The organism is Paenibacillus sp. FSL W8-0919, from assembly GCF_038003785.1.
Taxonomy (GTDB): Bacteria; Bacillota; Bacilli; order Paenibacillales; family Paenibacillaceae; genus Paenibacillus_AQ; species Paenibacillus_AQ lactis.
In genome coordinates this window covers 4,024,614-4,046,437 of record NZ_JBBOPV010000001.1, presented here as the reverse complement: position 1 = coordinate 4,046,437, position 21,824 = coordinate 4,024,614, and the positions used below count along the sequence as shown (strand labels likewise).

Annotated in this window: 19 protein-coding genes and 1 riboswitch; of the genes, 4 read left to right on the top strand and 15 right to left on the bottom strand. The window is 50.6% G+C overall.

Annotated features, from left to right (window positions below):
* Nucleotides 1-68 precede the first annotated feature (68 nt).
* The 5 genes from NST44_RS18415 to NST44_RS18395 all read right to left on the bottom strand — a co-directional run bounded on the left by NST44_RS18415 (nt 69) and on the right by NST44_RS18395 (nt 7,257).
* Entirely contained in the window at nt 69-722 is a 654-nt protein-coding gene (locus NST44_RS18415; RefSeq protein WP_340900348.1) for a YkoP family protein, read from the bottom strand.
* Between the two features lie 372 nt (nt 723-1,094).
* A complete protein-coding gene (locus NST44_RS18410) occupies nt 1,095-2,774 on the bottom strand; it encodes a ribulokinase (RefSeq protein WP_007130250.1) in 1,680 nt (559 codons plus the stop codon).
* A 24-nt stretch (nt 2,775-2,798) separates the two neighbouring features.
* Nucleotides 2,799-3,806 (bottom strand): LacI family DNA-binding transcriptional regulator, encoded by a 1,008-nt coding sequence (locus NST44_RS18405; protein WP_007130251.1) that lies wholly within the window; start codon nt 3,804-3,806, stop codon nt 2,799-2,801.
* A 464-nt stretch (nt 3,807-4,270) separates the two neighbouring features.
* Entirely contained in the window at nt 4,271-5,203 is a 933-nt protein-coding gene (locus tag NST44_RS18400; RefSeq protein ID WP_244869206.1) for an aminoglycoside phosphotransferase family protein, read from the bottom strand.
* Between the two features lie 173 nt (nt 5,204-5,376).
* Nucleotides 5,377-7,257: a beta-L-arabinofuranosidase domain-containing protein gene (locus NST44_RS18395; RefSeq protein WP_340900346.1), complete on the bottom strand. Its 1,881-nt coding sequence runs from the start codon at nt 7,255-7,257 to the stop codon at nt 5,377-5,379.
* 190 nt (nt 7,258-7,447) lie between these two features.
* Between NST44_RS18395 and NST44_RS18390 the strand changes: the two genes are divergently transcribed.
* Complete coding sequence (locus NST44_RS18390; protein ID WP_007130254.1) at nt 7,448-8,308, top strand: helix-turn-helix transcriptional regulator; 861 nt, start codon at nt 7,448-7,450, stop codon at nt 8,306-8,308.
* A gap of 27 nt (nt 8,309-8,335) precedes the next feature.
* Here the strand turns inward: NST44_RS18390 and NST44_RS18385 are convergent, their stop codons facing one another.
* The 3 genes from NST44_RS18385 to NST44_RS18375 form a co-directional block, all read right to left on the bottom strand.
* Nucleotides 8,336-9,130 (bottom strand): SDR family NAD(P)-dependent oxidoreductase, encoded by a 795-nt coding sequence (locus NST44_RS18385; RefSeq protein ID WP_340900344.1) that lies wholly within the window; start codon nt 9,128-9,130, stop codon nt 8,336-8,338.
* 120 nt (nt 9,131-9,250) lie between these two features.
* The gene (locus tag NST44_RS18380) at nt 9,251-10,096 is read right to left on the bottom strand and encodes an aldo/keto reductase (RefSeq protein ID WP_213615307.1); all 846 of its coding nucleotides are present in this window, start codon (nt 10,094-10,096) and stop codon (nt 9,251-9,253) included.
* Between the two features lie 106 nt (nt 10,097-10,202).
* Nucleotides 10,203-11,417: an MFS transporter gene (locus tag NST44_RS18375; RefSeq protein WP_007130257.1), complete on the bottom strand. Its 1,215-nt coding sequence runs from the start codon at nt 11,415-11,417 to the stop codon at nt 10,203-10,205.
* Nucleotides 11,418-11,606: 189 nt separating this feature from the next.
* Here NST44_RS18375 and NST44_RS18370 point away from each other — a divergent pair, with 189 nt between their 5' ends.
* Together NST44_RS18370 and NST44_RS18365 are read left to right on the top strand one after the other, a co-directional pair.
* On the top strand, nt 11,607-12,017 hold the full coding sequence (locus NST44_RS18370; protein ID WP_007130258.1) for a winged helix-turn-helix transcriptional regulator: 411 nt from the start codon (nt 11,607-11,609) through the stop codon (nt 12,015-12,017).
* 121 nt (nt 12,018-12,138) lie between these two features.
* Nucleotides 12,139-12,498, top strand: coding sequence for a DUF3221 domain-containing protein (locus tag NST44_RS18365; protein WP_213615305.1), 360 nt, complete (start codon nt 12,139-12,141; stop codon nt 12,496-12,498).
* 271 nt (nt 12,499-12,769) lie between these two features.
* On the opposite strand, the gene NST44_RS18360 is transcribed toward NST44_RS18365, so the two are convergent.
* The 4 genes from NST44_RS18360 to NST44_RS18345 all read right to left on the bottom strand — a co-directional run bounded on the left by NST44_RS18360 (nt 12,770) and on the right by NST44_RS18345 (nt 17,881).
* Nucleotides 12,770-14,236: a chitinase gene (locus NST44_RS18360; RefSeq protein ID WP_186332885.1), complete on the bottom strand. Its 1,467-nt coding sequence runs from the start codon at nt 14,234-14,236 to the stop codon at nt 12,770-12,772.
* Nucleotides 14,237-14,639: 403 nt separating this feature from the next.
* A complete protein-coding gene (locus tag NST44_RS18355) occupies nt 14,640-15,635 on the bottom strand; it encodes an ABC transporter substrate-binding protein (protein ID WP_007130261.1) in 996 nt (331 codons plus the stop codon).
* A gap of 155 nt (nt 15,636-15,790) precedes the next feature.
* Nucleotides 15,791-16,825 (bottom strand): FecCD family ABC transporter permease, encoded by a 1,035-nt coding sequence (locus NST44_RS18350; RefSeq protein WP_007130262.1) that lies wholly within the window; start codon nt 16,823-16,825, stop codon nt 15,791-15,793.
* Nucleotides 16,826-17,881 carry a FecCD family ABC transporter permease gene (locus NST44_RS18345; RefSeq protein WP_007130263.1) on the bottom strand — a complete coding sequence of 352 codons (1,056 nt, stop codon included), beginning with the start codon at nt 17,879-17,881 and terminating at the stop codon, nt 16,826-16,828.
* 227 nt (nt 17,882-18,108) lie between these two features.
* A riboswitch (Fluoride riboswitch) is annotated at nt 18,109-18,170 on the top strand.
* A 76-nt stretch (nt 18,171-18,246) separates the two neighbouring features.
* Between NST44_RS18345 and NST44_RS18340 the strand changes: the two genes are divergently transcribed.
* Complete coding sequence (locus tag NST44_RS18340; RefSeq protein WP_007130264.1) at nt 18,247-19,572, top strand: voltage-gated chloride channel family protein; 1,326 nt, start codon at nt 18,247-18,249, stop codon at nt 19,570-19,572.
* Between the two features lie 207 nt (nt 19,573-19,779).
* Here NST44_RS18340 and NST44_RS18335 read toward each other — a convergent pair whose 3' ends face one another.
* From NST44_RS18335 to NST44_RS18325, 3 genes are read right to left on the bottom strand one after another with little or no spacing between them, the layout of a single operon-like run.
* Nucleotides 19,780-20,463 carry a hypothetical protein gene (locus tag NST44_RS18335; RefSeq protein WP_007130265.1) on the bottom strand — a complete coding sequence of 228 codons (684 nt, stop codon included), beginning with the start codon at nt 20,461-20,463 and terminating at the stop codon, nt 19,780-19,782.
* Complete coding sequence (locus NST44_RS18330) at nt 20,463-21,350, bottom strand: ABC transporter ATP-binding protein (RefSeq protein ID WP_007130266.1); 888 nt, start codon at nt 21,348-21,350, stop codon at nt 20,463-20,465. The genes NST44_RS18335 and NST44_RS18330 overlap by 1 nt, the downstream gene beginning before the upstream one ends.
* On the bottom strand, nt 21,350-21,718 hold the full coding sequence (locus NST44_RS18325; protein ID WP_028407145.1) for a GntR family transcriptional regulator: 369 nt from the start codon (nt 21,716-21,718) through the stop codon (nt 21,350-21,352). Before NST44_RS18325 ends, NST44_RS18330 begins: the two co-directional genes overlap by 1 nt.
* Between the last annotated feature and the right edge of the window lie 106 nt (nt 21,719-21,824).

Below are 21,824 nucleotides of genomic sequence, written 5' to 3'. Positions count from 1 at the left end.
AACAGCCGAACGCTTTTTATAGCGGCGGCTTTGCGCGCCCCCTAATCCCTAGATGGATTACAAGAAGGCTATCGCGCTTGTTCCATCACCGTCTCGTGGACCGGGCTCGGAAATCGTCTCGCAAGCGAAGCGCGGGTATGGATCAGCATCATCGGGATGAGCTGTTCTGTACGGCGACCGATCCGGTTCTTGCCTTCGGGGTGCAGCACCGACAACAGCAGGCGAAGATACAACGTCGTCATTCTCCGGAACAAGCCTTGCTCCATGGCCTGCATCTCGAACCCGAGGCCGTGCGTCAACCCGCGGTGGAGCAGCGTAATGCCGACCAAGGCTCTTACCTCGTTGAACTCGGACTGATCGGCATAGGCCCGGCTGATAAGCTTCATCGATCGCCGGCCGAGCCTTGCGATCTTGAGGGCTGCAAGGTCGGGACCTTCGGTACGGATCAGGTTTAAGATTTCAGCATTGTCCAGATGAAGCTCGCCGATCCAATCGCCTTGCGAAATGACGGTCGAATCGGCGCAGATGATCGGCGCCCCCCGATGCTTCTTGATCATGACGGTACAGATGCCGAAGTGAAACGTATGTGAACCGCGAAAACGCGAAGACCATTTAAAGATGCGTTCCCATGCCATCCACATGCTTTGCATGGCGTTTTTAATGATAAGCAGCTGATTCACCACCCTTATTCGGATGCGCCGCACGTTTCGGATTAGATCCATCCTTTATTCATCGCGCATACCGGATTCCTTAGAATAAGCATACATGATGGGATGTACCGGATTACACCGTCTCCGGCATTAAGTGAAGCTCCGTCTTGGGGCGGAGTGTTCTGCCAGACATTCATCTAGGGACGACGGTTTATCTTGGTGAAGACGATGGGGTAATGGATCACCAAGACCGCACTTGGCAATATCCTTTGATCATGAAAAAAAACGACCGTCCGCAATAATCTTTACGGGAAAACGGTCGTTCCTATTTATAAGATTTATGAGTTACTTTAATTGCACATGGTACTAGGGGGGAAGTGTTCATAGAAGAGGGAGAGCTGCGGCTTCGGCGGGCATAAATTCATTTCGCTCTTCCCGATGTTTCTATCCCTCACTGCCGGCGCCGCTCTTTAATGACTTTAAGCGTTTCAGCACCCCGTTTTCGCCTCTTCCCAAATAATCATGAAGTCGTTTGTATTCCTTGTACAATTGATCATACACGCGCACATTAGCCTCAATCGGCTTAAAGGTTTCTTCCCGAACACGGGCAATGGCTTCTGCAGCTTCTACGATGCTCCCAAAGCCTCCCTGTTCCTTGCCTGCCGCCACGGCGCCGAACATAGCTGCCCCAAAAGCAGCGGTCTGAACGGTATCCGCAACTTTGATTTCCTTGCCGGTAACATCGGCATAGATTTGCATCAGCAGCCGGTTACGCTGAGGCAATCCGCCGCAAGCGTAAAGCTCCTGAACCTCTACGCCGCTTTCCGTAAAGGCTTCGATGATCGCCCGCGTTCCAAATGCGGTAGCCTCTAACAGTGCCCGGTATATTTCCGCAGGCTTGGTCTGCAGGGTCAATCCAAGGATGACGCCGCTCAGATCAGCATCCATCAGCACGGAGCGGCTACCGTTCCACCAATCGATCGCCAGCAGGCCGGTTTGACCAGGGGCATATTGGGCCGCTTCCCTCTCAAGCCACTCATGAATGCCAAGGCGCTCCTCCGCAGCCTTGCGCCGGACATATTCTGGCACCGCCTCATCCACATACCAGGCGAAGATATCGCCAACCGCCGATTGTCCTGCTTCATACCCGTAATAACCTGGAATGATTCCATCCTCGACGACACCGCAAATGCCTTCCCCTGTCATTTCCTTGTCGCTTAATATCAAATGACAAGTCGAGGTTCCCATGGCGAGCACCAGCTTGCCCGGGGTGACGACACTGACCGCCGGCACCATGGCATGGGCATCGATGTTAGCTACGGCTACCGCGGTACCCGGCAGAAGCCCTGTCAGGGCTGCCATCGATTCGGTTAATCCGCCAGCTTTCGAACCCAGCGGCTTGATCGGACCTCTCAGCTTCGTCTCCACAAGGTCTCCAAACCTCGGATCAAGCGACTGCAGGAATTCCTTGGACGGATACCCCTCCCGTTTATGCCAATTGGCTTTATAGCCGGCGGTACAGCTGCTCCGTGCGAGCTGACCGGTCAATTGCATGACCACCCAATCGGCAGCCTCCATGAACAATACAGCTTGCTCGTACAACTCAGGAGCTTCATGCAAAATCTGTAAAGACTTTGCAAGCATCCACTCCGAGGACAGCTTCCCTCCGTAGCGTGACAGAAATTTCTCCCCTCGCCGCTTAGCGGTTTCATTGATCAGGTTCGCTTCGTCCTGCGCCGCATGATGCTTCCACAGCTTTACCCAGCTATGCGGATTGTCCCTCCACTCATCCAGCATGCACAGCGGAGTTCCCCCGGCATCCAGCGGCATCATCGTGCATGCCGTGAAGTCGATGCCAATCCCGATGACTTGATCCGGGGATACATCTGCCTCCGACAGCACATGCGGGATAGATTGCCGAAGCACCTCCAGATAATCGCCCGGATGCTGCAGCGCCCAGTCCTGCTCCAGCTTCAGACCCGAGTGGACCAGCACCTCGTCCATGACTCCATGCTTGTATGGCGTCACATGGGTGGCAACCTCCTGCCCGGTCGTAATATCAACCAACAGAGCCCTGCCCGATTCCGTTCCGAAATCCACGCCGATCGTGTATAACTGCTTCATATCCATCTCCTCCAAAGTATAGGATCAATTCAACTGTTTCACTTCAGTGCCATATATCTCAAATGCCGGCTTCAACAGCGGCGCTTCTTCACGAATGCGGCGCAGAAGAATTTCTCCGGCTTTTATTCCCATGTCATAGGGACGCTGTTCCAGATAATAAATTCCCGATTCTTTAAGGAGTGGTCCGGCCTCTACTTCACCGAAAGAAGCTACAGCCATGTCGGACGGAATCCTTAGACCGCTGCGTACAATTTCAAGCAAAACACCAAGGCTCATACGGTTATTCAGGGATATGATCGCGGTTGGACGATGGTCCGCATCCAAAAAATGCCGTACGGCCTGGATTCCATCTTCCGTTGAAAAGTCGCCATTATACACGATAGGTTCCTCGTTCAGGGCGTATTCCTTCATCGCTTTCCGAACACCGTCCAGTCGTTCCCTGCCCGTGCTGGATCGCGTCGGACCGTTTACGACTCCAATTGCCTTATGACCATCCTCCAGCAGCTTCCGAGTCAGGCGGGAAGCGCCTTCCGTATTGTCCTCGGCTACCAGATCGAGCATCAACCCCGCTTCCGGCGAGTCCGGCTTGCGGTCTACGAGAATGATCGGCATCCGGGAATCTGCCAGCTGCTTGATCGCCGGATCATTTCCGCCTGAAGTCGCCAGTACAACGGCATCCACGCGCTTTTCCTGCATAAGCTTAAGAAGTCGCTTTTCCTTGTCCGGATTCTCATCCGAGCTGCAGAAAATAAGCTGAAAGCCTTCTTTCCCTACAACATCCTCAATACCTTTGGAGATTCCCATAAAATAAGGGTTGGAAATATCGGGAACGACGACCCCGATCATATAGGTCCGGTCCTGCTTCAGACTGCGGGCGATGGCGCTTGGACGATAATTCAACTTGTTCACCGCCGCCATCACTCGCTCTTTAATCTCATCGCTTACAAAATCGGTATTGTTCAGTACCCTTGAAACGGTCGCCGTGGATACCTCTGCTTCCTCCGCTACTTGTTTAATGGTCGCTCTTGCCAAGTATGGCTCACCTCAACCCTAAGTGATTTCATGTAATCGATTACGTAAACGATTACATTCACAGGTTATAGTAAAAACTAGGCGCATGTCAACTCTATCTTTTAAAAGTCATCTTGCTCAGCCTCGGGAGCTCCTTTGGGCCTGCAAAAGTCCCCTTTTTGGGACTTCCTCCGCCACTGTAATTCCTTTTTGCCCGCGACAAATCTCTTTTGGGGACTTGCTGCACCTCTGGAGCTCCTTTTTGCCCGCACATGTCCCCTTTTGGGACTTGTCCAGGCAATAAACTGAATCAAGCTCATCACTCCCACTTCTAAACCGTCCCCTAACACAAACCTATCCACTGCTCAATTAACCCGAACAAGCCCCACACCATCCATGTAAGATGGTACAAGGCTCAGTATACTGCTGCAAGATTCCTCAAATCGTCCACCAACTAGTGGAGGACCGGTTGTGCTACTTTAGGATCAAACTTCGATAAGCAAGGAATGCAAATACTTGTTGCTGTTCAATATTGACCTGACCCTGGCGATCGTGTCGTTTCTAACTGGTGGGTGGTCCACTCTGTTGAGCAAGATCCAGCGCAGACAGGCTATCGCTTCAAACAGCTCAAGCTCATCCGCTTCGAATCGGTTCTCGGCACAAAATGCAGCACGGTAGAAGGAAGCTCGCTTTTCTCTTACATATATCCACATTAAGATAATCGACCATCCGATATCATATCGAGGATCGCCCATTTGGACATTCGTCCAATCAATAACGGTCAGCTCGTTTTCATTCTCCAGAATATTGCCTAGGTGATAATCGCCATGGATGACATATTCTTGTTCCATGCTCGCGCGCAGAACAAGCTCCATCAGAGGTTGTTGAATATCAGGGAACTCCTCAATTCGTGGATAAAAATAAGAGATAAAGTCATACCTCGGCAGATTGAATCCGTTCAGCCTTTCCAAGGGCAGCTTATGTATATCCATTAATATCTTCGCTAGTTTCAATAGTTTAAGCTGATCGATATTTTGAACAGGCCTTCCGTCGTAACTGGTCAGCATTACTGGATTGCCTTCCCGGTCTGTCCCCCAGCCCAAAGGCTTCGATACTGCTCTTCCATGCGAATGCAATGCATTCAATATTTGATATTGCATTTGAACATCGGGCTTGGAAGCTCTATTCCATACCTTTAGCACGCAGTCTGCCGTTGACGTGACGATCTTCGCCACCTCTGCTTCCAGACCGGAGTCTAACGGGATAACTTGAAATGTAGTTTCATGCTGCAGCAATAATTCGAGCGCCTCGCTTTTCTCTACCCAATTGATTTCTCGCAAATTATGCCCCTCCGTCATTGTGCAACGACTCGATGGTCGTGAAAATACGTGAATAGACTGCTTCGGTATTGGTCTCATTCATTATATCGTTGGATAAACCGTAACCCCAAGGCACGCTATCATCTTTTCCAATAACTCCATATTATGTGTGTTTCTGAGCTTCGTAAGCACTTATCTTAAGCTTGAACGCAACTGTACAACAAAAAAACCGCGATCAACGCGGTTTTTTCGATGGTTCAATCCGGCTTGCTTTAACGCTTATCAGCCCTTCTCCGCTCCCCGATTAATGGAAATTCCCCAATCCGAAGCCTGGCGCTTCCATACGGAACCAGCTCCAATTCCGTAATGGGCTGTCCGTCCGTATCTGGATGCAGCGGAGGGTTGCCGGCGTTGTTGCCTTCCATTTTCCAATCCCGGATCAGCTGGCCCCTAACCTTCACCCTGACAGGCGCATCCTGTGCTTGGAACGGCTGGCGAACCATGTCCTGTTCGATTATCTCGAACGGCGTATCGGCTAGCAGGCCGTATTTCCATGGGGATGCAGGGTATAGCTCCCAATCGTGAAACATGTCGCGCTGCCGGATCATCTGCCAATTTTCCTTGACGGGCAGCACATACACGAGCGGCCCTCGCTCGATGCTGGTGGCGTACATATTTCGGGATACCAACCTGACTTCCATGGGCAAGTGAAGTTCCAATCGGTCACCGTTCTGCCAATGTTGTACGATCCTTGCATAACCGGACTCTACTTGGAATGGCAATTCGCGCCCATTCAGCGTTATGACGGGATCGTCGCACCAGGCGGGGATCCGCAGCGATAAAGGGAACGATTCCGCCCGTTCTAACGACATGTGGATTCGAATGCGGTCCTTGAACGGATATTCGCCGGTTACCTCGATCACAGCCGCAACGTCATGGCGGCCGACTGTCGTCCTAACCGTGCACGGGGCATAGGACACGGCAACGAGCCCCTCCTCCTGATCCTTCATCCACAGATGCGCGGCCAGCTTAGGCCAGCCTTGATGCATGTTGGCCGTGCAGCATCCAAAGTTCGGCTCCAGACCGAACACGTTGGCGTCGGGTCCGTTGCTCCATGCCCGCGGAGCGACATTGCAGATGATCTGGTTGACTTGCTGATCATACTGATGCGAGGTCCAATCCGGAGAGATGGCGGCAGGCAGCGCATTAAAAGCAACCTTTTCCAAAATGTCCCCGAAGCGCCCTTCCCCGAGTATTCTCGTCAGCTGCTCCATCGAGAACATATACTCGACGACGGCACATAATTCTACGCCTTGACTCGGATGGGTGCCGGATAACCATTCATCTCCGGAGAACATGCCATGCGCTTGACCGTGATACGTCATCAGGGAATCGATGCCCCGGTGCACGCTTTCCCGCTCCATCGGACTGCCATTCAACTCAAATAATACGCCCGGCGTTTTAATGCCCATCGCTACATTCACGACATGGGTTGTCCAATCCCACTCTTCCACTTTTCGCCAGAACGGAAAATCATGAAAAATATCGCTCCAGTCCGTGGTTTGTCCGGCAACGATATCGGCTAGCTCTAACAGAACAGGCTGCTTCGTACGTCTATATAACCACACGATGCACAGGAGCATCTCCGCTCCCCTTGCTTTGGCCCAGCCCCGCAGCGGCTGTTCCTCGATAACCGAATGGACATAAGTAAAGAACTTTGTCAGAAATGGGATGATCCGTTCATCGCCTGTTGCTTCTTCATGCTGCATCATCACTTTCAGCATGATCATGTAATGCCACCAGTCCTGCTCCTTATCGATATCCTGGTTCACGGAGGTAATACGCTCCGGACCGAACATACCGTTCTCCCGCTGGCTTGCAAGCGACCACTCGATCCAGCGATTGGCCTTGCCAATCAAGGCTTCGTCCTCAAGCAAATAGGCGAGCGGTAGCAAGCCATCGACATAATACGGGCCTCGCTCCCAGCTCTCTCCATGGCCGCCCAGCCATCCATTGTCATCTCCGACGTCCTTCCAATGCTCTTCCAAGCATCCGGTAAACCCGCTGGCTTGGATCTCCAGCTGATCTTTCAGCCAGCCGCCCGGCTTAATCGCGCCCAGTGGCAAGCTGTTAAAAGCAGTCTCGTGCAGCATGAACGTCCACGCTCCTTGTTTCTGTCTTGTAAGTGCACTCTGGTAGAACTATACCATCTCACCCGAGCGGTGCCCTATACACAGAAACAACCTCTTTTTATCCGATTGCAACATGCTTGATTCTTGTATCCGGAAGGCGTTAACGATTATCCTAGAGAGAAGTTAGCAAGAGGAGGAGGCTTGGACGTACATGATGATTCAATTCACGGCACCGCCGCTGCCCCATTATATTAGTAGTGGTGAAGATACCTATCAGGAGGGAGACAAACACGCGGATCGGTTTAACATCGGAGTGTTTGATCTGATTCTGGTCACCCGAGGAGCGTTGTTTCTGGAGGATAATGGTGTATGTTACAGGGTAAAGGCCGGCAGCTACTTGATTTTAAGACCGGATGCGGCACACCGGACATTTCAGCCCTGCCAGGAGGAGACGCATTTTTATTGGCTTCATTTTCAGACGCTAGGATCTTGGACGGAAGCGGAGGAACGAACCCCGTTTGCCTTATCGCAATCGGATCAGACTTATGTCCAAATCGAAACATTCTCTTTTTATATCCCCAAATACGGAGAGCTGCCTTCCAAAGAACAAGCCGTCCTCATCCTTGAACAGCTGCAGACGCTCCAGCAATCGCCTTCATCCACGGCACGCTGGAAGCAGCAGCAGCTTCTCCAAGAACTGCTCCTGCTGCTCCAAACTGAAGAGGAAGGGATCCAGCATCACCATCCTCATTATGCCATTGCGGAACGAACCGCAAACTATCTTAGACAGCATTACAAAGAGCCGGTGAGCTACCGTCGATTAGCCGAGGCCATGCATTTTCATCAGAACTACCTGTCCATTTGCATGAAAAAAACGTTCGGCTGCACGCCCTTGGAATATTTGACACGGCATCGGATCGAACAAGCCAAGCGATTGCTGATCCACACCAACGATCCGATCGGACGGATTGCCGAAGAATCCGGATTCGGCTCATTTCCGTATTTCATACGGTGTTTTATTCGCTATACAGGCATCAAACCCAAATCCTTCAGGCAGAAATTCCGATCCTAACGGAGCGCCTACGATGCATCCGGTTGCTTAGAATACGCTCCGTACCAAGCCCCCGTCGATGCGGAGAGCCGAGCCGTTAATCGCGGAGGATTTAGGACTGCTGAGATACGTGACAAAATCGGCAATCTCCTCTGGACGAATCAGCCGCTGAATAATGGAAGTCGGCCGATTCTCCTTCATAAACCGCCGCTCCGCTTCTTCGATGGTGAGCTCTTCATTGGGATAGAGGGTTTTCAGCATCGTCTCCACGCCTTCCGTAAGCGTAGAGCCGGGCATGACGGTATTGACCGTAACGCGGGTTCCTGTCGTCAGCTCGGCCAAGCTCCGGGAAAGGGACAGCTGCATCGTCTTGGTTGCGCTGTAATGTGCCGTCTCTTGGGAAGGCATGATGGCTGCTTCACTAGCGATAAAAATAATTCGACCTTCATTCCGAATGATCATGTTCTTCAAATAATGCCGGGTTAACCGGACGCCGCTCATGATATTCGTCTCGAAGAACCTGAACCACTCCGAATCGGGGATATCGAAAAATTCAGCGGGCTCAAAAATCCCCATATTGTTGATCAGAATGTCAATGACAGGAGCAGCTTCCCTGACCTGGTGACAGCCCTCCTCCGTTCCGAGATCCGCCACGACATAACGCAGCTCGGCATCGGGATGGACGGCATGAATGTCATGGATCGTCTGTTTTACCTTATCCTCATGCCTACCATTAATAATGACGGATGCGCCCTCCGCTGCAAGCGACATGGCTATCGCTTTGCCAATGCCGGACGTTGAGCCTGTTACCAGAGCGACTTTTCCTTGTAGCTCCAAATTCATTAACGCTCTCTCCTTCCATTATGTAGGAATGGACCCTCCTGATTCCCCGTCGTACCGCCCGAGGATTGAGGAGAGCCGCAATATTTATTACACTTCTATCCTTGCGTAAACACAAATTTCTCAGAAATCAAAATTGTCCGGATCCGGTCCCACTCTGTGATTTTGGTTCAGGCTGTCAATGCGCTGCATATCCTCGGCGGACAATTCAAAATCAAAGATGTCTGCGTTCTCGATAATCCGATGTTCCTTGGTCGATTTCGGAATCGTGACCACACCGTTTTGGATATCCCAACGAAGAATGATCTGCGCGATGGATTTTTGATACTTTTCAGCAATGCGCAGAAGATCCTCCTGATCCAGGAGCTGTCCCTGCATTAATGGAGACCAAGCCTCAAGCTGAATTCCATTCTCCTGGCAGTACGCCTGCAGTTCCTTTTGCGTTAGTCGTGGATGATATTCCACCTGGTTCACCATCGGTTTGATTTCGGTTTCCTTCATTAACTGCTCGAGGTGATGGATCTGGAAGTTGCTGACGCCAATAGCTTTGACACGCCCTTGCTTGTACAGCGTTTCTAATGCCTTCCACGCCTCTGTATATTTCCCTTCAACCGGCCAGTGTATAAGGTATAAATCCAAGTATTCAAGACCCAGCTTCCGGAGACTTTCCTCGTAAGCCTTCAAGGTGGACTCATACCCCAGATCGGCATTCCATACTTTGGATGTGACAAACAGATCCTCCCGCTTGATCCCGGCAGCTTCCAAGCCCTCGCGGATGCCCTGTCCGACCCCTTCTTCATTTCCGTATATGGCGGCCGTATCTATGGAGCGATAGCCATGCCGAATTGCCGTGCGGACGGCGTTTACCAGCTCCGGTCCTTCCTCTACTTTAAATACGCCAAGTCCAAACCAAGGCATGCTGACGCCATTATATAAAGTGGTTGTATCTTGTAAGTGTTTTGCTGTCATGTTGATGAACCTCCGAAAGTTTTATGTTTGTGAAGAAATGGAGCCTAGTTGCAGTATTTCCGATGAAACGCTTAAACATCACCTCCCTTCATCCTAAATTTTCCATTCAAGCCGCTTTCGTATATGGACGATCCGGATTCTCCGAATCCTTTCTTGCCAGCTTCAAGCTCAATCCCGTAAGCGCGACCGCCGCGAATACCATCAACGCTCCAATCCAAGCCGTGTGAATCAAGCCCATCGATTTCGTAATCAAGCCGCCCAAAAAGGAGCCGATGGCGATGCCTGCATTGAATGCCGCAATGTTCAGTGCCGAGGCCATATTCACAGCGCTTGGCGCAAACCGCTCAGCCAGCTCAACAACATAAACCTGCAGCCCCGGAACATTCATGAAAGCCAGAAATCCCATGAGAATAATCGTAATGAATCCGGCAACTTTAAACGGCGCGGTAAACGTAAGCGAGAACAGCACCACCGCTTGAACGCTGAACATATAGAGCAGTGCTTTGAGCGGACTGCGATTTGCTGCTTTCCCGCCGATGATATTACCTAGCGCTATGGCAATCCCGTAAACGAGCAGAATGACGGCTACCGTATTTTCCTTGAAGCCTGTTATATCCTGAAGCAGTGGGGATAAATAAGTAAAGACAACAAAGGTGCCGCCGTAACCGAGCGCGGTAATCAGGAGCATCAGCAGCAAACGGCGATTGGTCAGCAGCTTAGCCTGATCGCGGAATGAGGTCCGCTCTCCTTTCGGCATGTCCGACGGGATCAGAATGCTGTTCGCGATGAAAGCAGCGACACCGACCAGAGCAATGGCGACAAAAGCCAGTCTCCAGCCCCACTGCTGACCGATAAACGTTCCGATCGGAACACCGGTCACCGTAGCGACGGTAAGTCCTGTAAACATAATGGAGATCGCGGAGGCTCTGCGGTTCTCTGGCACCACGCTGGCGGCGATGACCGAACCGATCGACATAAATACCCCATGGGAAAAGGCCGAAAGCACGCGAGCCGCAAGCAGAATGCCGATGGAAGCCGCGCCAGCCGCCAAGCTGTTTCCGATAATAAAAATGATCATGATCCATAGCAGCAGGGTCTTCCTGGACATCCTCGAGGTAAGCGACGTTAGGATGGGCGCACCGAAGGTGACGCCCAAGGCGTACATCGATACGGTTAATCCGGCGGTCGTAACGGATATATTCATATCCTCCGAGATCAACGGCAGCAGCCCTACGCTGATGAACTCCGTTGTTCCGATCGCAAAGGCACTGACGGCAAGCGCCAGCAGCGCAAAGAAACTTCTTTTTTTATCTATGATCATGGTGTTGAAATTCCCCCTATCCAATTCGCTTGCTTGTATATTGTAAAAAAATTGAGTATGGTGTAATCCAGCTGGCAAATGCTATTATGATCCATATCGAATTTTATGTGAAGAACGTACTTTTTTGTAATGTAGGCACTTCGCAGTACCCTAGTTACTTTTCAGTGCCTATCCAATAGGAGGATGAATATGCAAGCGAAGAAATACAATATTGCCGTCGAAGCGACATTGGAAGTGATCGGAGGCAAGTGGAAATGCGTAATCCTTTGCCACCTGACCCATGGCCGTAAACGAACCAGCGAGCTGAAGCGCCTCATGCCGAATATCACGCAAAAAATGCTGACACAGCAGCTGCGGGAGCTGGAGGACGATGGCGTAATCAATCGCATTATTCATAATCAAGTCCCGCCCAAAGTGGAGTATGAGCTGAGTGATTACGGCAAGAGCTTGACCGGCATTCTGGATATGCTCTGCGCGTGGGGAGAGAAGCATATAACGAAGGTATACGGGGATAAGTTCAGCGTGCTTGAGGACAGCATTCTGAACGATAAACTGAAAGCCGTGGACGAGCCTGCCACATCGGATGCACGTACGACCTGAATCTATTTGGGTAATCGCTGAAATCACCATAATCACCCCTTACAAAATATGGTATCATTTAAAATAACATGAAGCATACGAAGAGCCCATGGAATATTACATGAGGAGAAGAATAATTATAGTGAGAAAAATACATTCAGCTATTGCCCTATTGCTTCTTAGCAGTTTTATGGCTGGTTGCAATCAAGTAAAGATGGAGACCGGTGATTTTATTTTTGATAAGCAAATCAACCAAGATAAAACTCCCATGATCGCGGTGGTTCAGAATATCTCAAGGAATGATGCCTCCAACCATTCGTTATCAGACTATTTAAATAATGATGACCCAAATGATGTGATTTACTATCATATAACAGATGCCGATTTATACGAAGATTTAGAAATTGGTGAGAGAGTTACCGTCACAGCCCCCCATATTTTACTTAGCAGCCCACTGCAAGCAATGGCGATTGAAGTCGTAAGACATGACCTAGCAGAGTGACAGTCCCATTATATTTAGGTCTTTGAAAAAGATTTGTCCCCATTAGATTTCGGCCTGACCGAATCGGATACACCTTAACTTATCAAAGAGATAAAACCTAATAGAGTGCGGGATATGGTTCCAACATGGGTATCCAAGGACAGATCCTTTCGACCATCTAAAATAAAACAAAACCTCTCTATGATAATGATGGGTGGATTCACCACATATCAAAGAGAGGTTTCTCTATTTTATGATAACTATCTACTAAAGTTACACGATATCATGAACATTAAGGCAGTGTGTCTAAGAATGGTCTCACCGTTTTAGCAAGAGCGTAATTCGTAGTCGCATCCCAGTTAATGGACCACGTCATTGCTCCCCGTACATCAGGGTATTTAGCCACAGGCTTATAACTTCCACAGTTGTTTCCAGTTGCTAGACAATTCAGGGCATTATTCACGACCGTTGGAGAAACATATCCGCCTCCGGCTGCTGAAGAGGCAGCAGGTACTCCAAGTCCCAATTGGGAAGGTGATACCCACTGCAGCGTTAAGTCCGACAGCGCCGTAAGGAAATCAACCGTGCCCTGGGAGTAGCATTTACCGTCACGACCTAACATGCATCCAGAGTTATAGTACTGGACGTTCATTACGGTTGTGATATCCTTCAGATTGTTATAAAGCTGCATATAGGAGGTGTTTGGACTCTGCATGTCTATCGTTTGAGGAGCCATTGTCAGAATAAAATCATTTCCTGCTTTTTGCTTCAGTTGGCGAATCGCGGTGGTTAAGTTAGGCACATTCATGCCATGCTCCAGGTCAATGTCTATCCCATCAAGTCCAAATTGCGTGATGATCCCGTACATGCTGTTCACAAAGTTCGTTATATTCGGCGAGGCAGTATTCAAATCAATGTTCCCTAATTCCCCTCCAATGGATATGATGACCTTCTTGCCTTGAGCTCGTTTAGTTTGAATATCCGCGATCAGCTCGGCATTGGTATACCCGCCCAGAGCTGCGGATAGCGCAGAATCTACATTGAAAACGACACCGCCAGGGTTAACAGGGTCCATCTCAGCAAACGCTAACACAATGATGTCATATTGATCCGGTATATCTCTCACCTTCAATTTGCTGGCACCATTGACAAAATTCTGCCAGTACCCTGTCAATATATGCTTGGTCGGCTGGGGACCTCCGCCTGTCTCTTCTGCCGTTGTTGCAGTCACACTCGCACTGGCAGGTGAAAGATTCCCGGCAGCATCCTTAGCTATGACCTTAAATGAATAGGTCGTGTTCGGTGAAAGACCCGCTATGGTCGCGCTCGTACCGGTAACCGAAGCCGCAAGGGCTGTGCCCTGGTAGACATCATATCCTGTCACGCCAACATTGTCCGTAGAGGCTTGCCAGGATAAAGTAACGCTTGAAGAGGTGACTGAACTTACAGTTACATTCGCAGGTGCTGTCGGAGCTGCAGTATCATTACCTCCGCCACCTTGAACATGCTGCCATAATGCAGGAACATTGGGCGGTTCCCATCCGGGTAGTGAAGTATGAGATTGAATAGCTTTATACGATTTCCCATCGTACGTCACGTTGTCGTTTACGGCATAAGACACATAGGCTGCCCAGGAACCCCGATCTGCTGCAGAAACCTCAAGGGGGAAAAAGCTCATGATCATAGACACGACGACCATTAAAGGCAATAGCATCACTCTCGATTTGTCCGGAATTCTGCATAAACCCGCTCTCATCATTAATCCCTCCTCAATAATGGATCGTTAAGCTTTACAGACTGCCTTGCATAAAACAGCATCACCTCCTTTGCAAAGATACGAAAATCTCATGAAATATTCTACATCCAAACAAACCTTTTAATTGCTGTTTATTGTTTTATTTACATATATAGGAAGTAGATTCTATATTCAAAATTTACTTTATATGTTAATTATTATCAATAGCTCTGGAGGATCAATTTCATGGTGTAAGATGATCTCTAACGTTTTAAGCTCCCTATCATCATGAATCGATGTCTCTATGAAAACAAAAACATGGCAGACGCTGTTATACAGGGCCTGCCACATTGCGGCTGAAGCTTTATAGCACATAGGTCATGGCTAATTCGATGCGAATCTGCTCTTGCCACTCGTGAACGATCGATTATTTCGCGTTCTCCTTCTCTTTTTGGCTGACGATCATATTCGTCACTTCCTCGGCCTGGGCCAATACGGCAATCGGATCATACGGCCAGAATCGTTTGGCATCCAGGTAAAACACGCGCCCCTGACTTACGGCTTCGATCGAAGTCCATACCCTATTGCTCTTATCCATCTCGGCACCATTGGACTCGTCAAAAAAGATATAATCTCCTGCATAATCTTTCAGAACCTCCATGGACACTTCTTTGTAGGTCTCACCAGTGGCAATCAGTTCTTGTTGGATTCGTTCCGGAGGGGTAAGCTTGAGCTCCTTGTAAATCGCCAATCCTCCGCGATAAATGCCGTCGCCATAAAGGTAGAAGGTCTTGCCGAAAGCGCCGAAGATCGAAAAGGTTTCTCCTTCCTCCACCACGCCGTCCACCTTCGCGCGCAGCGCTTCTATTTTCTCGTCAAACTCAGCCAGCCATTCCTTCGCCTCTTCTTCCTTGCCAAGGATTGCACCCAGCCCCTCCACTTCTTCGTGCACGCTTCGATAGGTTTCATAAGGAAGAATGATTGTGGGCGCAATTTTGGACAGCTTCTCGAACACCTCCGGATCGGAATTGGCGCTGATGATCAGGTCGGGGTTCAGTTCCAGGATTTTTTCCGTTGCGTTTTCGCCGGTACTCTCGATACCATCGATCATGTCTTGGATATGGACATTCTCCAGATCCTTCGCTGTCGCGCCTACCGGCTTCTCTCCGAGCAGCAGCAGGGTTGGCAGATAGGCATCGACAACAATTCGCTTCGGTTCTGCCGGATATTTGATTTCCCCGTGTATGGTATCCACCTTTCTAGTCGCAGGCTGCGCCGAGACTTCGGTCTGGGGCTTATCCGCGCTTGCGGCTGTTTCCCCCGTAGTACCCGCGTTGCCGGTCGGATTTCCCTTCCCGCCGCATCCGGAAATCAAACATATGATGAGCATTGTGAGTATGACCCGATACTTCGATGTGAGCATATTTGTCTCCTCCTGATTTAGTAGTGTATGGCTGGGGCATGCACCGAATTGAGCTCGATGCAATCGGCTGTATATTCCATGCGATGCGATCAGATCCTCGTGGCAGGACCCTCTCCCTTCACAAGAACTCCTAAAGATCCCTTGCATCTGGGCTGCTAAGCTCTCGTCCTGGATAACAGGTACAGGAAATATGGCGCACCGATCACCGCAACCACGATCCCTGTCGGGATCTCAGACGGTTGAAGGATCGAGCGGCTCAGCGTGTCGGCTGTGATGACCAGCAATGCACCGATCATCGCTGTTACCGGCAGCAGCATTTGATGCTTCGCACCGACCAAGCGTCTGCCCAGGTGGGGTGCAATAAGCCCGACGAACCCAATCCCTCCGCTCACCGCGACGCAGGAGGCCGCCAAGCCGACCGCCGCTGCCAGCAGCTTCAATTGCTCCCTCGTTACGGATGCACCCAGTCCGGTCGCCATCGATTCTCCAAGATTAAGAACGTTCATCACCTGCGCTTTGTACATCACGAAGGGCAGAAGCACAAGGATCCATGGGAGCAAGGCCAGCACGAACTTCCAGCTCGACCCCCAGATACTGCCCGCAAGCCAGACGGCAACAAACTGGTATTTCTCCGGACTCAATCGCAGTGTAAGCACGATCATTGCCGCGCTTATGCCGGCTGCGACGGCAATTCCCGTCAACAGAAGGCCTGTCGGCTTAAAGCCCTGGTTCTTCTTATAAGCAAGCACGCAGATCAAGGCCGCGGTCAAGCCGGCTCCAATCAAAGCTAAAACCGGCAGCAGATAAATCGGAGCCGCTGTCGTGTTCGGGAAAAATGAGATGAACAGCATGACCATCAACCCGGCTCCCGCATTGATCCCCAGGATACCCGGATCGGCAAGCGCGTTGCGGGATATTCCCTGCATCACGCAGCCGGATACCGCTAAACCCGCGCCAATAAGCAGTGAAATGACGATGCGAGGCAACCGGAAATCAAACAGCACCAAATTCTGCTTATCGGTTCCGCCGCCAAACAATGTCGTTACGACCTCGACGGGGGATAGCCGAATCACGCCGGTGTTCATGCTGATTAGAAACACCAGGACAATCAATGCACCCAGAACAGACAAGGTGATGATGTTCCGTCTCCTGCTTTTTCGCGTTTGGATGGCATTTGTGACGGCTTCCATCTACAGCTCCCTCCTTTCTTTGCGTGCCAGATAGAGGAAGAAAGGGACCCCAATCAAGGCAATGACCGCGCCCACTGGCGTTTCATAAGGAGGGTTCACCATTCTGGCGGCGAGATCGGCAATGACGACCAGCAGGCTTCCCAGCACGGCCGAGCAGGGAATGATGAGCCGGTAATCCACGCCGACCAGCTTGCGCGTGACATGCGGAATCAAGAGACCGACAAAGCCCACCGCGCCGACAACCGAGACGGCGGCCCCTGCCAGCACTAACACGATCGCCGTCCCGCCCAGCTTGACGAGCCCCGTTCGCTGACCCAGTCCACGTGCTACATCATCCCCAAGGCTAAGCATCGTAATTGAGCGCGATAAGGCAATCGCACCCAATATAGCAGCGGCTATCCAAGGCAGCATGATCTTCAGATGATTCCACTGAATCCCTGCCGTACCGCCGGCATACCAAAACGCCATATCCTGCCCGACCCGAAAATACAATGCGATGCCTTCGCTAAGAGCACTTAAGAGCGCGCTAAGCGCAGCACCGGCCAGAACGAGCCGAACCGGTGTCAGCCCTCCTTTGGACATGGAACTGACTCCATACACGAGCATCGCACCCAAGGCAGCCCCAACGAATGAGAGCAGAATCAGATACATATACGGCAGCCCCGGAAAAAACGCAAAGCAAATCGCGATCACGAACCCCGCCCCCGCATTTAATCCAAGCAGGCCCGAATCGGCGAGCGGATTCCGGGTCATCCCTTGCATAATGGCTCCCGATACGGCGAAACAAGCGCCCACCATGGCCCCGCCGAGAACTCTCGGCATGCGCAGCTCCTGGATAATCTGATGCTCCGTCAAGCTGGGATCAAAGAAGAACACAGCTTCCCATACACTTCGCAGATCAATCTCGGCCGCTCCAAGCGATATGGATAACGCTATGCCAAGCATCAGTGCAGCCGCGCCTCCCGTGATAATCAGGGTCGCAGCCCATGGACGCCCTTTGACGTGGACATGAATCTCAGCATCTGAAAGTCTTGGCTTGGACGTGTTTGATGACATCATTCTCTCCTCGATCCTGTGATATTGATTCTCATTATCATTTACAATGATAAAATATGGCATATTCTTCGTCCATGGACATGTTGAATTTCTCCTCCTGAAAAAAATCCATGCCCCAATCCATCGATGCTCCAAACCATGCTGAGTAATCTCAAGTATCGTATACCTGCTTCATAGCGGGTTGTCCTATTGACACGCAAACCTCTGTTCCATTACAATGAATGCAAATTGAATGAGGCGATGGAGTTCGCCATAACCGCTTTTCGAGGCTAATGACTCCTACCAGAGGTCGCTTTCCTGGTAGGAGTCTGTTTTGTGTATCCAGGGGTTAGCGGCGAATAAACAGAAACGGGTGAACGGATTTGATGAAGAAATGGGTTGAACCTAACGAGAATTGGCCGCCATACGCCCTGCTGACAGGTTATTTGATCAAATGGATCGTGCTTGGCAGCATCGTCGGCATGATGACAGGCAGTGCCTCTGCCTTCTTTCTTTATAGCCTTGACTATGTAACGAACCTTCGAATAGGAAACCCTTGGCTGCTGTTCCTCCTTCCCCTGGGAGGCGTTGTGGTCAGCTTCCTCTACGAAAGGTTCGGCAAGAGCAGTGCGAAGGGAAATAATCTTATCCTGGAACAGATCCATGGCGGCACAGAATCCATCCCGCTGCGGATGGCGCCGCTGGTCCTCTTCGGGACGCTGGTTACGCATCTGTTCGGAGGCTCCGCCGGACGTGAAGGCACAGCCGTCCAAATGGGGGGAAGCTTATCGGAGTGGTTCGGCAAGCTCATTCGCGTGACATCGCTTGATCGAAAGATCCTGCTTATCTGCGGAATTAGCGGCGGCTTCGGCTCCATCTTCGGCACACCGCTCGCCGGAACGCTGTTTGGTCTCGAAGTCCTAGCCATTGGCCTCATCTCGCACCAGGCGTTAATTCCTGCCTTCATCGCCAGCCTGGTCGGCAACTTAACCGCCACTTCCCTCTGGGGTGTCGGCCATGCGCATTATCTGATCGGGGAGATTCCCCCTCTGAGCTTTATCGTCCTGATGAAAGTCGTTGCAGCTTCGATCCTCTTCGGACTCGTAAGCCGGCTATTCAGCGAGCTTACCCATGCTCTGAAAAAATGGTACAGCCACGTTTTCCGCAATCCTATGGTCAAAAGCGCAATGGGAGGCGTCATCCTCATTGGGCTGGTTTATCTGCTTGGCACACGCGATTACTTGGGACTTGGCCTCCCCCTGATCGAAGAATCCTTCGCTGGGGAAGTTTCGCCATTCGCCTTTCTTGGTAAAATCCTCTTTACCTCGCTGACGCTTGGAGCAGGGTTTCAGGGTGGCGAGGTAACGCCGCTGTTTGCCATTGGGGCAACGCTGGGCAATGCGTTATCGGGATGGCTCGGATTGTACGCCCCTTTCCTGGCCGCATTAGGTTTTATTGCTGTATTCTGCGGGGCAACCAACACCCCGATTGCTTGTTTTATCATGGGAATCGAGCTGTTTGGAGGAGAAGGCGCCGTGTATATGCTCTTGGCCTGCGTCATAAGCTACTTGTTCTCCGGGCACTCCGGCATCTACACCTCCCAGCACATCGGCGCGTCCAAGCACCCGCTCCTCTCGTTTCCACCGGGAACAACGCTTGCGGGAGCAAAAGAACTGCACAAAGCAAAGCGCAAGCAAAAGACGTCCGAGTGATCGGGCGTCTTTTCATTTGCCGCAGGCAGCCCTGCCTCACTCTGTGAGCGGCGTAATGATGGATGCTGTACGCTGCTATAACCCGAAGCCCGGACGACGAACCAAGGCAGGTCATTTGTACGAAGAACACTTTTTCACACAAAAAAAAGAGAGGCACCCCCAAGATCCAATGATCTTGGTGCACCTCCCTGTTGCATCTTCTGGCAATTACACCGTTGATCTGCGCAGACACTGGCGAGAGCACAGTGCAAGGATAAGCACAATCGGAATCATCCATAGCGTCAAGTCGAGAGCAGAATGACTAGCAAACCATTTAAAGATCGGCCCCCACCATTCGTATCGCATCGCAATCAAGCTGAGACCCGAGATGATGATCGTAACGGCTGCAAGCATGATAAACGTTCGGATCCCTCTGAATCTTAAGAAAAACGCTCCGATGCCCAGCCCCAACATGGAAAACCATAACATTAAGATGACATTCACAACGAATTGGATAAGCCATGATCCATCATTCAGATACGGTAAATTGAAGAAGCGCATATGATCTCCCCATGCCCCGGTCCATACTTCAATATGGGATAGAACCACAAGAAGTGCCGAGTTGAAGATACTGATCAAGGTTATAAAGGTAAGGGTCCCTATGAAAAAGTCCGTTCTGCGTATGCTAAACCCCGTGGTGAAGGGGAACAACTGAATCGCTGTGGTCAATGAGGTAACGAACATGAATATATAGATGGTACCCAAACCGCCCGTATACAACGTCTCTCCATTAATCAATACACCGATCAGCAAATTGACCAAGAAACTGAAGGCCATGATCATCCAAGGCAAATAAAACCACGTAAGTTTATGTCTTAAATGAATGTTAATAACGCTGGATATCCCTCTCATTAGCGGCTCGCCACCTTTCCGTTTCTCGTTAAATGAACGATTAATTGCTGCAAGGATACGGGTACCGTTTCCAGTCCTGCTTGTGCTGCTTCTTGCTTCACCTCTGCTTCGGTCTTGCCCATCACCGTAGCCGAAACCATTGATCCGAGCGATTCCGTATGAATGACTTTTCTGCCTTGAATAAAGGATTCAACCGCAGATTGATGCCCGATCACATTGCAGGTCCGTCCGCGGAGTTCATCGGTATCCGAATCCAGCAATATTTTTCCTTCATCGATAAGAATGATATGCTCCAGCAGCCTGCTGACTTCATCTATCAAATGTGTGGACAGAATAATGGTACGCGGATGGCTGGTGTAATCTTCGATCAGCTGATCATAGAAAAGCTCTCTTGCAACGGCGTCGAGGCCAAGATAAGGCTCGTCGAACACCGTAATGGGCGCTCGGCTGGCGAGTCCTACGATGATCCCGACCGCTGACAGCATGCCGCGCGACAATCTCTTCACAAGGCGCTTCATCGGCAGACGGAAAATTTCGATCAGCGCTTTGGCGTATTCCGCGTCCCAGTTCGGGTATACGTCGGAGGCAATCCCCATGACATCCCGGACGGTAACTAAATCCGGATATTTCTGACTCTCCCTGATAAAGCATATCTGCTGAATCACCTTGTTATTTTCATAAGGATGCTCGCCAAATACGCGGATCTCCCCTTTGGTTGAGAACTGCTGTGCCGTAATCATCTGCATGATGGTTGTTTTCCCGGCGCCGTTTCTCCCCAGCAATCCGTAAATCTTATTCGCCTCGATCCTAAAGCTGACATTATCGACGGCCGTAAAATCCTTGTATACCTTGCTCAAATTGTTGACTTCGATGACGGTTTGGCTCATCAGTCTTGCTCCCCTCTGCGGATCATTTCCGATAATTGATCTTTCGTAATCCCAAGCTTCTCGGCTTCCTTCACCATAGCCACAACGTACTGCTCATAAAACTCCGTCTTGCGCTTCTCGATGAGCTGTTCACGTGCTCCCGCTGCTACAAACATGCCAATCCCCCGTTTCTTATACAAAATCCCTTGATCGACCAGCAGATTGACGCCCTTGGCCGCTGTGGCCGGATTGATCTGGTAAAAGGCCGCAAACTGATTCGTAGATGGAACCTGCGTCTCCTCAGGCAATCGTTCCTCTATGATGTCATCTTCAATTTTGTCCGCAATTTGCATGAATATCGGTCTGCTGTCATCAATTTGAAACGCCATTACCTCACCGCTTTCGTGTTCAGACTTCATTACATCTTCGGTTAGTTACTCATGTAATTAACCATACAAGAGATGTGGTTCCGTGTCAACATTTTATTGGCCATTT

Excerpts from the sequence above, each read along its gene's own strand:
- NST44_RS18415 (WP_340900348.1), bottom strand. The coding sequence starts at position 722 with ATGGATCTAATCCGAAACGTGCGGCGCATCCGAATAAGGGTGGTGAAT.
- NST44_RS18410 (WP_007130250.1), bottom strand. The coding sequence starts at position 2,774 with ATGAAGCAGTTATACACGATCGGCGTGGATTTCGGAACGGAATCGGGC.
- NST44_RS18400 (WP_244869206.1), bottom strand. The coding sequence starts at position 5,203 with ATGAGACCAATACCGAAGCAGTCTATTCACGTATTTTCACGACCATCG.
- NST44_RS18395 (WP_340900346.1), bottom strand. The coding sequence starts at position 7,257 with ATGCTGCACGAGACTGCTTTTAACAGCTTGCCACTGGGCGCGATTAAG.
- NST44_RS18390 (WP_007130254.1), top strand. The coding sequence starts at position 7,448 with ATGATGATTCAATTCACGGCACCGCCGCTGCCCCATTATATTAGTAGT.
- NST44_RS18385 (WP_340900344.1), bottom strand. The coding sequence starts at position 9,130 with ATGAATTTGGAGCTACAAGGAAAAGTCGCTCTGGTAACAGGCTCAACG.
- NST44_RS18380 (WP_213615307.1), bottom strand. The coding sequence starts at position 10,096 with ATGACAGCAAAACACTTACAAGATACAACCACTTTATATAATGGCGTC.
- NST44_RS18375 (WP_007130257.1), bottom strand. The coding sequence starts at position 11,417 with ATGATCATAGATAAAAAAAGAAGTTTCTTTGCGCTGCTGGCGCTTGCC.
- NST44_RS18370 (WP_007130258.1), top strand. The coding sequence starts at position 11,607 with ATGCAAGCGAAGAAATACAATATTGCCGTCGAAGCGACATTGGAAGTG.
- NST44_RS18360 (WP_186332885.1), bottom strand. The coding sequence starts at position 14,236 with ATGATGAGAGCGGGTTTATGCAGAATTCCGGACAAATCGAGAGTGATG.
- NST44_RS18355 (WP_007130261.1), bottom strand. The coding sequence starts at position 15,635 with ATGCTCACATCGAAGTATCGGGTCATACTCACAATGCTCATCATATGT.
- NST44_RS18350 (WP_007130262.1), bottom strand. The coding sequence starts at position 16,825 with ATGGAAGCCGTCACAAATGCCATCCAAACGCGAAAAAGCAGGAGACGG.
- NST44_RS18345 (WP_007130263.1), bottom strand. The coding sequence starts at position 17,881 with ATGTCATCAAACACGTCCAAGCCAAGACTTTCAGATGCTGAGATTCAT.
- NST44_RS18340 (WP_007130264.1), top strand. The coding sequence starts at position 18,247 with ATGAAGAAATGGGTTGAACCTAACGAGAATTGGCCGCCATACGCCCTG.
- NST44_RS18335 (WP_007130265.1), bottom strand. The coding sequence starts at position 20,463 with ATGAGAGGGATATCCAGCGTTATTAACATTCATTTAAGACATAAACTT.
- NST44_RS18330 (WP_007130266.1), bottom strand. The coding sequence starts at position 21,350 with ATGAGCCAAACCGTCATCGAAGTCAACAATTTGAGCAAGGTATACAAG.
- NST44_RS18325 (WP_028407145.1), bottom strand. The coding sequence starts at position 21,718 with ATGGCGTTTCAAATTGATGACAGCAGACCGATATTCATGCAAATTGCG.